The sequence below is a fragment of the Pseudomonas sp. Pseusp21 genome (assembly GCF_059492145.1).
The window spans coordinates 287,753-300,573 of record NZ_CP168520.1; the positions used below are offsets into that span (position 1 = coordinate 287,753).

Annotated in this window: 11 protein-coding genes; 2 read left to right on the top strand and 9 right to left on the bottom strand. The window is 61.4% G+C overall.

What is annotated here, in order from left to right:
- Window positions 1–134 precede the first annotated feature (134 nt).
- Window positions 135–782, bottom strand: coding sequence for a response regulator transcription factor (locus tag ACEN93_RS01270; protein WP_011333881.1), 648 nt, complete (start codon window positions 780–782; stop codon window positions 135–137).
- 402 nt (window positions 783–1,184) lie between these two features.
- Between ACEN93_RS01270 and ACEN93_RS01275 the strand changes: the two genes are divergently transcribed.
- Window positions 1,185–2,159 (top strand): LysR family transcriptional regulator, encoded by a 975-nt coding sequence (locus tag ACEN93_RS01275; RefSeq protein WP_495610917.1) that lies wholly within the window; start codon window positions 1,185–1,187, stop codon window positions 2,157–2,159.
- Between the two features lie 110 nt (window positions 2,160–2,269).
- Here the strand turns inward: ACEN93_RS01275 and ACEN93_RS01280 are convergent, their stop codons facing one another.
- Together ACEN93_RS01280 and ACEN93_RS01285 are read right to left on the bottom strand one after the other, a co-directional pair.
- The gene (locus ACEN93_RS01280; RefSeq protein ID WP_495611536.1) at window positions 2,270–3,088 is read right to left on the bottom strand and encodes an alpha/beta fold hydrolase; all 819 of its coding nucleotides are present in this window, start codon (window positions 3,086–3,088) and stop codon (window positions 2,270–2,272) included.
- Window positions 3,089–3,433: 345 nt separating this feature from the next.
- A complete protein-coding gene (locus ACEN93_RS01285) occupies window positions 3,434–5,611 on the bottom strand; it encodes a TonB-dependent siderophore receptor (RefSeq protein WP_495610918.1) in 2,178 nt (725 codons plus the stop codon).
- 402 nt (window positions 5,612–6,013) lie between these two features.
- Between ACEN93_RS01285 and ACEN93_RS01290 the strand changes: the two genes are divergently transcribed.
- Window positions 6,014–6,454 (top strand): hypothetical protein, encoded by a 441-nt coding sequence (locus tag ACEN93_RS01290; protein WP_495610919.1) that lies wholly within the window; start codon window positions 6,014–6,016, stop codon window positions 6,452–6,454.
- Window positions 6,455–6,576: 122 nt separating this feature from the next.
- Here ACEN93_RS01290 and ACEN93_RS01295 read toward each other — a convergent pair whose 3' ends face one another.
- From ACEN93_RS01295 to ACEN93_RS01320, 6 genes are all read right to left on the bottom strand, one after another.
- Entirely contained in the window at window positions 6,577–6,996 is a 420-nt protein-coding gene (locus tag ACEN93_RS01295) for an organic hydroperoxide resistance protein (RefSeq protein ID WP_039772166.1), read from the bottom strand.
- 221 nt (window positions 6,997–7,217) lie between these two features.
- Entirely contained in the window at window positions 7,218–7,379 is a 162-nt protein-coding gene (locus ACEN93_RS01300) for a hypothetical protein (protein WP_495610920.1), read from the bottom strand.
- Between the two features lie 157 nt (window positions 7,380–7,536).
- A complete protein-coding gene (locus ACEN93_RS01305) occupies window positions 7,537–8,889 on the bottom strand; it encodes a c-type cytochrome (RefSeq protein ID WP_074690867.1) in 1,353 nt (450 codons plus the stop codon).
- Between the two features lie 17 nt (window positions 8,890–8,906).
- On the bottom strand, window positions 8,907–11,156 hold the full coding sequence (locus ACEN93_RS01310; RefSeq protein ID WP_495610921.1) for a xanthine dehydrogenase family protein molybdopterin-binding subunit: 2,250 nt from the start codon (window positions 11,154–11,156) through the stop codon (window positions 8,907–8,909).
- Window positions 11,156–11,611 carry a (2Fe-2S)-binding protein gene (locus tag ACEN93_RS01315; RefSeq protein WP_085611777.1) on the bottom strand — a complete coding sequence of 152 codons (456 nt, stop codon included), beginning with the start codon at window positions 11,609–11,611 and terminating at the stop codon, window positions 11,156–11,158. Before ACEN93_RS01315 ends, ACEN93_RS01310 begins: the two co-directional genes overlap by 1 nt.
- 77 nt (window positions 11,612–11,688) lie before the next feature.
- Window positions 11,689–12,621, bottom strand: coding sequence for an AraC family transcriptional regulator (locus ACEN93_RS01320; RefSeq protein WP_495610922.1), 933 nt, complete (start codon window positions 12,619–12,621; stop codon window positions 11,689–11,691).
- Between the last annotated feature and the right edge of the window lie 200 nt (window positions 12,622–12,821).

Below are 12,821 nucleotides of genomic sequence, written 5' to 3' on the forward strand. Positions count from 1 at the left end.
ACTGCTGCATTGGGTCATTTGCAGTATGACTGCGTATGAACCGGCTATACCCAAGTGTTAGTTGTTCTGAACTTGAGTGTTGATGGTGCCGGCCAGCCACGGCGGCTTGAGCCATACCGTATCGTTTCATTCGGTCACCGATGTGCAGGCAGCGCCGCGATGACTTCGGCCATGCGCACCAGGTCGGCAAATGAGCGCGCGCCCATCTTGCGCATGGCCTGGCCCCGGTGGATCTTCACAGTGATTTCACTGAGGCCGATTTCCCCGGCGATTTGCTTGTTCATCAGGCCCGAGGCCGCCAGTGCCATGACCGTTTGCTCGCGGGGTGTCAGCGTCCCATGGCGTGCGCGCAGCTCATCGGCATGTCGCCCGGACTCGCGACGCTGCTTGTCCCGCGAGTGTGCGGCGCAGACGGCATCGATCAGGTCCTGCTCGCGAAACGGTTTGGTCAGGAAGTCCACCGCGCCGGCTTTCATCGCGCGCACGGTCATGGCGATATCGCCGTGTCCGGTGATGAACACGATTGGCACATTGATTCCGGCGGTGGCCAGTTCATTCTGGAAATCCAGCCCGCTGCTGCCTTGCAGGCGCACGTCGAGTACCAGGCAACTCAGCGTGTCCGGACGTTGATACGTCATGAACTCGGCGACCGACCCGAACAGCTCCACCCGCAGACCAATGGAGCGCAACAGGCTGCCGAGGGATTCGCGCAACGCGGCATCGTCGTCGACGATGAATACCACCGGCTCGCTGGGGTTGTTGCTGATGGGATTGTTGTTCATTGCTCTTTTCCCAAAAGGTTGTGACGTTGTGGCGAATCCCTTGGCCCGGCGGCCGGTGTTTGCTCGTGCGGGTTGATGCCCGACCAGAGACACGGTCCCGCTGGCGATAGCGCCGTGCGACACGTTGCGCAGGTGTGGGCGTGAGTAGATAGACGGTTAAGCATCGTAGTGGCGCAGCACGCCGTCAGCTAGGACAAAAAACCCGAAAAAACGGCCATTGCACCGGTCTTTGCGCGGCCCGATGCAGCTATCGGTTTCAAACGGTTCATACACAAGTATCAAAACACTCACCTAACGCATGATCCCGCTGTCCCCAAGTACCACAGACGTCCGGCAGGCGCGCCCTTAACCTCTATCAGCTCTCCGTCGATTTCAATGGCCGCGTGCCGGGTGGTGAACTTCATGAACAGAAATGAACTCCGTCGTGTCGACATCAATCTGCTGGTGGTCTTCGAGACGCTGATGCATGAGCGCAACGTCAGCCGGGTCGGCGAGAAACTGTTTCTCGGTCAACCGACCATCAGTGCAGCGCTGGGCCGTTTGCGCGTGCTTTTCGACGACCCGTTGTTCGTTCGTGCGGGGAGGGTGATGGAGCCGACAAGGCGGGCCGAGGAAATTTTCGCCAACCTGACGCCGGCGCTGGATGGCGTTGTCGCGGCGTTGAGCCGTTGCCAGCCCTTCGACCCAGCTACCAGCGAGGTGACCTTTCAGGTCGGCCTGTCCGACGATGTCGAATACGCGTTGCTCCCGCGACTGCTGCGCCAACTGCGTATCGAGGCGCCGAACATCGCCTTGGTGGTGCTGCGCGTCGATCAGCAGCAGATGTCGCAGCGGCTGTTCAATGGCGAGATTTCTCTGGGCATCAGCCCTACGCTCGATCTGCCGGCCAACGCCCGACGCAAGAGTCTGCGGTCGATCCGGCCAATGCTCCTGCGCTCGGATACCCGCCCGGGCCTGCTGGCGCTCGATGAGTTCTGCGAGCGACCGCACGCCATCGTGTCATCCATGGGCAAAGCCAAAGACGACACCGACCACGCGCTGGACCTGCTCGGACGTCGGCGCAAAGTGGTGCTGGCAGTGCCGCAGTTCAGTGCCTTGCCAAGGTTGTTGGCGCAGAGCGACATGCTGGTCATCGTTCCGGATTACGTGGCCAGGGCCATGGCCTCGGTGAATGGCATCAGGGCCGAGCCGGCCCCTCTGTTGCTGCCATCGCGGGAGCTTTCCATGGTCTGGCGTGCCGCTGCGCACAACGATTGCGCTCAGCGTTGGCTGCGTTCGCGCTGCCAGGCGTTTTTCGGTACGCCGATTGAATTGCAGGTAGTGCCAAAATTACGCCCGGCGTTGCCCGTCGATCAGACGTTGATGATGGCCCGGTAGATAACTGCAACGGCTGTGTGATTCGCCCAATAAAAAAGCTCCGACTCGATCGGAGCTTTTCTTTTCAGGGGGCTGTACGTGGCTTGTCGTGAGGGCGCGGCCCTGGAACCTCATGCATTGATAAACGCCAGAAGGTCCGCGTTGATGGTGTCGCCGTGGGTGGTGCACATGCCATGGGGCTGGCCGGGGTAGGTTTTCAGCGTACCGTGCTTGAGCAATTTGATTGAGAGGTGAGCCGAATTGGTGATCGGCACGATCTGGTCATCTTCACCGTGCAGCACCAGGGTCGGCACATCGATGTTTTTCAGGTCATCGGTGAAGTCGGTTTCGGAGAAAGCGCTGATGCAGTCGTACTGCGGCTTGATCCCGCCGTTCATGCCCTGACGCCACCAGTTTTCGACGATCGCTTCAGACACTTTCGCACCTGGGCGATTGAAGCCGTAGAACGGTCCGCTCGGGAAGTCTCGATAAAACTGGCTGCGATTCTGCGCGAGTACCTTGCGCAACCCATCAAAGACTTCCATTGCAAGGCCGCCGGGATTTTTTGCGGTGCGCAGCATGATGGGCGGCACGGCGCCGATCAGCACGGCCTTGGCCACCCGGCCGCGACCATGCCGCGCCACGTAGCGCGCCACTTCACCGCCGCCGGTGGAGTGGCCGATGTGCACGGCGTTGCGGATGTTCAGGTGCGCCATCAACTCGGCAACGTCGGCGGCGTAGGTGTCCATTTCGTTGCCCGTGGCGGTCTGCGAAGAGCGACCATGGCCACGTCGATCATGGGCAATGACGCGAAAGCCCTTGCTGAGGAAAAACAGCATTTGCGCATCCCAGTCATCACTGGAAAGGGGCCAGCCGTGGTGGAAAACGATCGGCTGGCCCTGGCCCCAGTCCTTGTAGAAAATCTGCGTGCCATCCTTGACGGTAATCATCCCCGAGCCACTGCCGTTGCCGGCGCTTTTGCTGACCCCTGACGCGGATGCCGGTGTCTGCTGCGTCGCCAGCGCTGGCAATGCCACCGCCAGGGTAGCGGCCATGGCACCCGTCGTGATCAAGCCACGACGCGTGGTTCCGTTTTTCTCGTCAGTCATTTTGAACACCCATTGAGTTATTGAAATCGCACAGGCGGCGCAAGGCTGCCGCCCTGGCCGAAGGCAATCTTTGGGCAAAGGGGTACGACTGACCACCAGACATGGGTTTTTGAAATTAACGCTTTGGTATGTAGGGCATGAAGGGGGGCATGTTGGCGGGGTGGCGCGTCCCTGCGCCTGGACAAGTCAGAAGGTGTATTTCGCCGTCAGCATCATGTTGCGCGGCGTGCCATAACTGTCGCCGCCGTAGCTGACGGAGTTGGCGATGGTGGAGTAGTACTTGCGGTCGAAGATGTTGTTGGCGTTGAGTTGCAGATCGAGGTTCTCATTGACCCGGTAGCCGGCCATCAGGTCGGTCACGGCGTACGCGCCTTGCTTGAGGCGGTAGTTGCCGCCATCGAGCAGTTCGATGTCGTTGTACATGCGGCTCTGCCAGGAGATGTTGCCGCCCACACGCAGTTTTTCCAGCGGGCCCTGGAAGTTGTAGCGGGTGGTCAGTTTGAACAGGTGCTCCGGGGTGTCGGTGTCGAACTGCTTGTTGACGTTCTGCGGGTTCGCCGCGTCCTTGATGGTGTGCGTGCGGGCGTAGGTGTAGCCGCCGCCGATCTGCCAGTTGTCGGTGAGCGCGCCTTGCAGCTCGAGGTCGATACCCTGGCTGCGGATCTCGCCGGAGGCTTCATAGCAGGAAGACTGCGGGCAGTTCGGGACGAACACTTGCACCGCGCGGTTTTCCTGATCGACGCGGAACACGGCGAGGCTGGCGTTCAGCGCGCCGCCCAGGTATTCGCCCTTGATGCCGACCTCGTAGTTCTTGCCCACGATCGGCTTGACCGGGTTACCGGAGGTGCCCTTGTTGCTCTGCGGGGTGAAGATGTCGCTGTAGCTGGCGTACACCGAATGATGGTCGTCCAGCTCGTAGATCAGGCCGGCATAGCGGGTGACGTTGCGGGTGACTTTGTAATCGCCGTCGCCATCGCGGTTGTCGTAGTCGTACCAGTCCAGACGCCCGCCGAGGATCAGCTTCAGCGGGTCGGCCAGGCTCAGTCGGGTGGTCAGGTACACGCCGTCCTGAGTGGTGACTTCACGCGTGTTGTTGGTGTGGACGAAGTCAGGCTTGCCGGCGTTGATCGGCCAGTTTGTGTCATAGGGCGAGTAGTTGTGAGTGGTCAGGTCGTAGATGCGTTTGCTGGCGCCGACCACCAGTTCATGGCTGCGCCCGAAGGCTTCGAACGGGCCGCTGAAGAAGGCGTCCAGACCGGCCTGGTTTTCATCGGCCTTGGACTGGTAAACCGTGCGGGCCAGGGTGTCGTTGACCCAGCGCGACTGGTACGAGCCGGAGAACAGCGCGTTCTGTTCGGAATAGTTGGCGTTGACCTGCAGCTTCCAGTCGTTGGCCAGTTGCTGACGGATCTCGGCGAAGACCGTGTTGATCTCCTGATCCTTGTCTTCCCAGGAGGTGCCGGGGTTGTACGAGCGCGGCAGGTCGAGGTGATGGCCGTCGAGGCCGATCATTGATGAACCCCAGAAGTAGTTGGTCCTGTCCTTCTGGTGCGAGAAACCGAGGGTCAGAGTGGTGTCTTCGCTCAGATCGGCTTCGGTGACGGCGTAGAACAGGTTGTGTTGTTCGTCCACGTCATCGATGAAGCTGTTGGCGTCGTGGTAGGACGTGACCACCCGGCCGCGCAGGGTGCCGCTGTCGTTGAGCGGGCTGGAAGCATCGAGCTCGCCGCGATAGTTGTCCCAGGTCCCGGCGGCGCCGGTCAGGGTGACGCGCTGCTCGGCCAATGGCCGTTTGCGCACCAGGTTGATCGCCGCCGAAGGGTTGCCGGCACCGGTGACCAGACCGGTCGCACCGCGGACCACCTCGACCCGATCGAACATCGCCAGATTCGGCTGGGATCCGACGTTCACGCCGTTGTAGCCGCTCGGAATGCCGTCGTACATCAGGTTATCAATGTCGAAACCCCGGGCTTTGTAGGACTGCCGGCCTGGGCCGCTGGAGTAGTCGAGGAACAGCCCTGGCGTGGCGTTGACCACGTCGTTGATGCTGGTCATCGCCTGATCGTCCATGCGCTGGCGCGTGATGACGGTCACGGCTTGCGGTGTTTCGCGCAAGGTCAACGGCAGTTTGGTGGCGGTGGCCATGGTGCCGGTGGTGTAGGACTCGGAGCCTTCGGTGGTGCTGCCCAGCTGTGTCGATGTGATGGCGGTCGCGCCGAGCTCGAGGGTGGCGGGGGGCGGGGCGGTGTCCTGCGCCTCGCGGGTTTCATCGGCCAGCGCCGGGGCCATGACGGCCATGCAGATGGCCATGGACAGGAGGTTGCGTGACGGGTTGAAACGATGCGGCGAGGCTGGGCGCGACATTGAGGCTTCCTGATTTTAAATAGCAAACAAAGAGCAGTTGAGAATCATTGCCAATAATTGTGTCAGGGTTTTTTACAGCAACAAAGCGCTTCGTGAAAAAAATGTGAAACAGCGCAGGAGGAGAGGGAGAGGACAAACGTGATCAAGGAACCGCTCAAGCGCGGCACTTGCAGCGCAAGAGCCGGTTACACCGTTGGTCAGCTTGCGATGCAAACCAACAGGTTGGTGTCTACTTTTGTGGCCGGGTCAGCCAAATGACGGGAGAAATTCTGAAGTCATTCAAGCGCTTTCGAGCTGATCCGTGACGTTGATTTCAGGATGGATCTTGAATGAGGCGCGGAGCGTCGCTCAGGCGATGCGCAACGGAAACCCGCGCCTTTGAACTCGTTAAGGAGAACGCAGATGGCAATCAGCCGAGTCACCGAAACAACCGATAAAACCGCACTCGTCAAAGCCGAGGTGTACCGCTGGTACAACCTCTTTTTCCCGTGGTCGCGCGGTGTGGCTTCCCAGTCGGAAGAGGCGATCAAGCCTTTGTACGATGCCCTGGCGAATGATTTCCGGGTGGTGCTCACGGACGGTCAGATCATGGACCGGCAAAACTACTGGGAACGCCTTTGGGGCCTGCACGGCCAGCGTGCCGGCAGCCCCGAATCACACATCATCAACCTCTCGATCACGCCGCTTCCCGGTGATTTCTTCCTGACGGTTTTCGACCTGGTCAAGAACGGGATCACCAAGAAGAAAGTCGACTCGGCGCTCATGCGTCTCGACCCGGATTCGCCATCGGGAATCTCGTGGATTTACGTCCACGAAAGCGAGCACGAGACATCGTTCGCGTAAACCATTCAATGACCGTTTCGTTCCTCTGGTTGTTTGAATCGGAGGAACGGCATCGCTCAACCCTGTAAAAAAACCGCCCGAAGCCGTGCATCGGGCGGTTTGCAGGATCAAACAGGGCTGATTCAGATCAGCCGCAGGGTGACGTCGATGTTGCCGCGAGTGGCCTTTGAGTAAGGACAGGTCTGATGCGCAGCGTCCACCAGCGCCTGAGCGACCGAAGGCTCCAGCCCCGGCAGGCTGACATTCAAGCGCGCCTGAAGAAAGAATGCGTCGCCGGCCTTGCCCAGATCGATTTCGGTTTCGACCGCCACATCCGCCGGAAGCCTGATCTTCTGTGCCGCGGCTGCCTTGCCCATGGCGCCGATGAAGCAGGCCGACCAACCGGCTGCCAACAGTTGTTCCGGATTGGTGCCGCTGCCATTCGAGCCCGGTGGCGAAAGCTTGATGTCCAGGTTGCCGTCCGAACTGCGCGATGCGCCATCGCGCCCGCCAGTGGTGCGGGTCTTGCCGGTGTACAGCACGGTGTCGAGTTGATTGATCATGGAAATACCTGCCTGAGTGATGGGGGGATGTCGGACAGCGAAGGTTCCGATGGCCCACACTTTTGCATTGGCGTGTACCCGGGATGTGTCGTGCAGTGGCGCTTTTGTATCGCTCTGTAGCCTTATCGGTGTGGAAGGGGTCACACCTGGCCGTTTTTAACCGGGTGCAGCGCAGGGGTGAGCCGAAAGCCCGGACCTTGCCGGGCGGGTGATGGAGGCATTCAGCGCGAATCGGCGTTTTGCGTACGTTGCGTTGCAGATGCTTCGCGGCGTCTGCGAAGCCACGTGACGACAGCATGTACCGGGTGGAGGACGGCGACGAGAACGCCAAGCAGCATGATGGTGAAGATGATGATCAGCGGGATGCTTTCATGCGAGAACATGGTGGGTAACTCCTGTAGTCACTATGTCGGAACCCGCAGACTAGACGCTTGGAGCGATGTTTTAGATGAATGTATGTTCATTCGACGAGGTGTGGAATGTGCTACGGCGCAAGGGCGTTTCCACACGCAAGTCGATGGCTCCCGTCGGGTTTTCCTCTTAACGCATCTGCAGGATGATCGGACTGCTGCTGGCCGGATCGGTGTGCTCACGTAGCTTGCCAACCGTGTTTGCATCAACAGCACTGCCCTGATTGCCCCAGGTGCTGCGCATGAAGGTCAGCACTTCGGCGATCTGCTGATCCGACAGCTGCTCACGGAAGGCCGGCATGCGATAGGCATCCGGCACGCCGGCCGCCACCACTCGTTGCGATCCATTCAGAGTGATGTTGATTGCCGAGGCACTTTCCCTGGCCAGTGCCGAGGTGGCGCCCGCCAGTGGCGGCATCCACTGCGATTGACCCTTGCCGTCCAGACCGTGGCACGACGCACAGCGCGTCACGTAGGTATGCGCACCGGGCGAGTCCAGATGTTGCGCTGCCGAAACCGCTTGATACTGCCAAGGCGCGCCATCCCGTTCGCGATCTCCCGGTAGCGACTTCAGGTAGTGGGCAATGGCCGTCAGATCGTCATCGTTCATGAACTGCGTGGAGTTGTTGAACGCCTCGGTCATCGAGCCGTAGACCACCGCGTGCTGGTTGCGACCGGTCTTGAGGAACTGCACGATCTCTTGCTCGCTCCAGCGGCCCAGCCCGGTGTTGTGGTCATCGCGCAGGCTCGGTGCGTACCAGCCATCGAGCAGGGCACCGGCCAGGTATGGCTTGCCGGACTCATCCAGTGCCTTCTCGTTGAACGCCAGGCTGCGCGGCGTGTGGCAACTGCCACAGTGCCCGGCACCCTGCACGAGATAAGCGCCGCGGTTCCACAGCTCATCCTGCGACGGTTTGGTCACATAAGGTTCGACGTCGACAAACACACCGTTCCACAGTGCAATCGGCCAACGCAGGTTCAGCGGAAACGGAATCGCACTAGGGATGTTCGCCTGTTTGACCGGCGCCACGCCTTTCATGAAGAACGCATACAGCGCTCGCACGTCGTCATCACTGAGCTTGGCGTAGGACGGGTAGGGCATGGCCGGGTATAAACGGCGACTGTCAGGCGCCACGCCGTGGCGCACGGCACGATCAAAGTCCGCCAGACTGTAGTGGCCGATGCCGGTTTCCGAGTCCGGGGTGATGTTGGTCGCATGGATCGCGCCCAGCGGCGTGGCCATTTCCAGGCCGCCGGCGAATGGCGCGCCACCCGGCACGCTGTGACAGGCCACGCAATCGCTCAACCTGGCGACGTATTCGCCACGGGCGACCAGCGCCGGGTCGATATCGGCCACGGCGATCTGAGTGTTTTCCAGGCGCGAGACTGGCTCGCGGGTGACATACCAGGCCAGCAGGCCTGCCGCGACCAGGCACGGCACCGCCAGCCAGCCAGCGGTTCTTGCGAATCGGCTGTTATTCATGGACGCTCCGGCGCTGATCAACTGAAGGTGTGTCGGCTCATGGGCAGGCTGCGCACCCGCTGACCGGTCAGCGCTGCCACCGCATTGGCGACGGCAGGCGCGACCGCAGGCAACGGCGGTTCACCGATGCCACCCATTTTTTCCCCGCTCTCGACCACACGCACATGGACCCGTGCCATCCGCGCAGGCGGCAGGATCGGATACAAGTCGTAGTTGCGCGCCCTAGGCTTGCCATCGATCCACACCGCTTCTTCCACCAGTGTTTGCGACAATCCCAGCGCCACGGCGCCATTGACCTGAGCCTCGACAATCGCCGGGTTGACGATGCTGCCCGGGTCAATCGCCTGCCAGATGTCATGCACCTTGACCTGGCCGTTCTCGATGGACACCTCGGCGATCACCGCCGTCTCCGTACCAAACGGCGAAGCCATGGCCACCCCGCGCGCGCGCCGGCTGCCATCCTCGGCGGTAAACGGCCCACGTTTCCAGCCGCCCGACAGTTCACCCACGGCTTGCAGCAGTGTGGTCAGCCGTTGGTTGTCACGCAGCAAATGCAGGCGCAGGTCGAACGGGTCTTTGCCGCCCTTGTCGGCCAGTTCATCGAGGAACGATTCATAGAAGAAGTCGTTGAGGGAATTGCCCACCGAACGCCAGTAGCCGAGCATCGCCGGACCCTTGACGTAGATTTGTGCGATGCGCTTGTTGGGGATCGCATAGGACTTGCCCGACAAGCCTTCAAGCGCCGTCGGATCGAGCTTTTCACCCTGCTTGCCGGCGAGGGCCTCGGTCGGGCCTTCGGTGGCACTGATCGCTTCGATTGCCAGCGGCCAGCCGTCGTTGTCCAGCGCGGCACGGAAATTCACGGCGGCAACCGGTCGGAGCACGTCACGCAGGAACTCTTCTTCGCGACTCCAGATCAATTTAACCGGGCGTCCAACCGCTTTGGCCAGCGCGATGGCCTGAGGGTAAGGGCTGGCCGAGTCGTAGAGGAAATGCCGACCGAAGAACCCGCCCAACAGCGGCGAATGCAAGGTGATGCGCGACGGATCGAGCCCGGTGCGTTTGGCGATGTCGGCGCGGAACATGTCCGGCGCCTGATTCGGCAACCAGACTTCCAGCGAACCGTCCGGATTGAATCGGGCAAGGGCTGAAGGCGGTTCCAGTTGGCCGTGGTTCAGGTATTGGTTGTGGTAAGTGGCGTCGATCCTGGTCTTGGCGTCCTTGAGAATCGAAGCCACATCGCCTTCGTGTTCATCATCTTTGGCGGGGCTTTTATCTTCAGCGAGGCGCTTGAACCACGCGTCGCTGGAAAAGTCGGCGGGCATCGGCCGCACTTGGCTGTCGGCCGTCGGCTCTTGCCAGTCGACCTGGATCGCCTCGACGGCACGTTTGGCGTGCCACCAGCGCTCGGCAACCACCGCCACGGCACCCGGCAGACGATGCACGGAATGCACGCCTTTCATCGCCTTGACCTGCTCTTCGTTACGCAAATTGCCGACCGTCATCCCCAGGCGCGGGGCATGTTGAACGGCGGCATGCAGCATGTCGTCGACCTTCAGATCGATGCTGTACAGCGCCTTGCCCGTGGATTTGTCGTAGGCATCGAGGCGCTTCACCGGTTTGCCGATCCAGCGGAACTGACTCGGATCACGCAGCTTCACCGAGGCCGGGTCGGGAACCGGCAAATCCATCGCGCGCTCGGCCAGTTCACCGTAGGCCAGCGAGCGGCCCGATTTGGCGTGCACCACTTTGCCAGGCTCGGTGCTCAACTCGCTCACCGGCACGCCCAGTTGCTGCGCGCCCGCCTGCAACAGCATGGCGCGGGCAAGGGCACCGAGGCGGCGCATGACCGGGTAACTCATGCGCACCGACATACTGCCGCCGGTGATGCGCATGCCGTTTTCCATCACCACATAGGCTTCGCCGGGCGGAGCGGCTTCGACCAGGAAGGTCGCCGGGTCGGCATCCAGTTCTTCACCGACAATCTGCGCCATCGCAGTGAATGTGCCTTGTCCGCCTTCCATGAACGGGCAGAGCAGACGCACGCGGTTATCCGGACGGATCTCGAGAAACGCCGGGACCTGCGTGCCGCGCTCGGCCGTCGTCGCCGCTGCAGCTTGCACCCGTGTCGCACCGAGTGGGAGACCGAAACCGAGCACCAGTGCGCCGACGGCGGTACCGGTCAGAAAGCGTCTGCGCGACACATTGATCGGTTCCTGCAGATCCAGGACTGAAGCGTGTTGTGAAGGATCGATACGAACGTTCATCACGCGTCCCCCTTGCCGGCAAGTTCATGCACGGCGGCATGGATGGCGTTGTACGTACCGCAGCGGCACAGATTGACCATCGCCGCCTCGATCTGCGCATCACTCGGTTTGGGGTTCTGCTTGAGCAGCGCGGTGGCGGCCATTACCTGCCCGGACTGGCAGTACCCGCACTGGGCGACCTGCAGATCGACCCAGGTCGAGACGACTCGTTTGCCCACGTCATCGGTTTCGATGGCTTCAATGGTGGTGACCTCGCGGCCAACCACACCCGCCACCGGCGTGACGCACGAGCGCACGACGTTGCCGTCCACCAGCACCGAGCAGGCGCCGCATTGCGCCAGACCGCAGCCGTACTTGGTGCCGGTCATGCCCAGATCATCGCGGATCACCCACAGCAAGGGCGTATCGGCGTCGGCATCGACCTGGTAGGTCTTCTGGTTGATTCGTAGTTCCATGATTCACCCGCTGATCATCGGTTGACGTGCATTGTTATAAGCAGTGACACGCAGCGAGGCGCATCACCGGTTTTCGTTCAATTCGCGACTGTGCCGAGCGCTTCTGCCTCGTAGGGCTGTCCGCGTAAAAGGGCCATGTCGCGGCTCGGTGCGGTGCCGAACAGCCGGCCATATTCGCGGCTGAACTGCGAAGGACTTTCATAGCCGACTGCAAACGCCGCCCGCGACACGTCGAGGCGCTCGACCAACATCAGTCGGCGCGCTTCGTTGAGCCGCAGCCATTTCTGGTACTGCAGCGGACTCATGCCGGTGAGCTGGCGGAAATGATGGTGAAAGGTCGGCGTGCTCATCTGCACCCGCGCGGCCAGATCGTCGATGCGCAGGGCATCGGTGTAGTTGACCTTGAGCCAGTCAATGGCCTTGGCGATGCGATAGCCCTGACCGTCGACGGCAGTGATCTGCCGCAGCCGTGGGCCTTGGTCGGTGTGCAGCAGCCGATAGTGGATTTCTCGCAGAATCAGCGGCGCCAGGACCGGGATCGCCTCGGGTTCATCGAGCAATGCCAGCAGGCGATCGAGCGCGTCCTCCAACGCTGACGACAGGCTGCCAATCGCAGCGCCCGTACCCGTTGATGGCTGGCGTTTCGAGGGCAAGCCGCTCTTGGTAATGACCTCGGCAAGCATGCTGACATCCAGTTTCAATACGAGGCCGACGCAGGGCTGTCCGGGACTGGCGAGCATCACTTCGGAGTTCGCGGGCAGGTCCAGCGACGTGACCAGAAACCGCGACGGGTCATAGCTGTAGCCCTCACCGCCGACCCACAAGCGCTTTTCGCCGCGACCCACGAGAATCAGGCTGGGTTCGATCATGCACACCACGGGGGGCGCCGGCTGGTCGCGACGAAACAGCGACAGCCCGGGTATCGACGTGGCGAAGTCACCCGGTGCTTTCACACGCGGGTCGATGTGCCGTGCCAAAGGTGATTCCTGGGGCAGAGGGGTAGGGATCATGTGGGCTCACTCCTTTGACCGAACTCTAATGCGCGCGCGAGACGTTTCCTATCTATCACCCTGCATCCCCAGAGGATCAGGCAAGCATTCAAGAGGAATGCACTAGGGAAGCACCGGATTGACCGGGAGAATGTGTCTATCTGTTACAGGGGCAGTGCCCGGACGGGCGACAAACTGCTTGCCCCTGCGCATCACCCCCC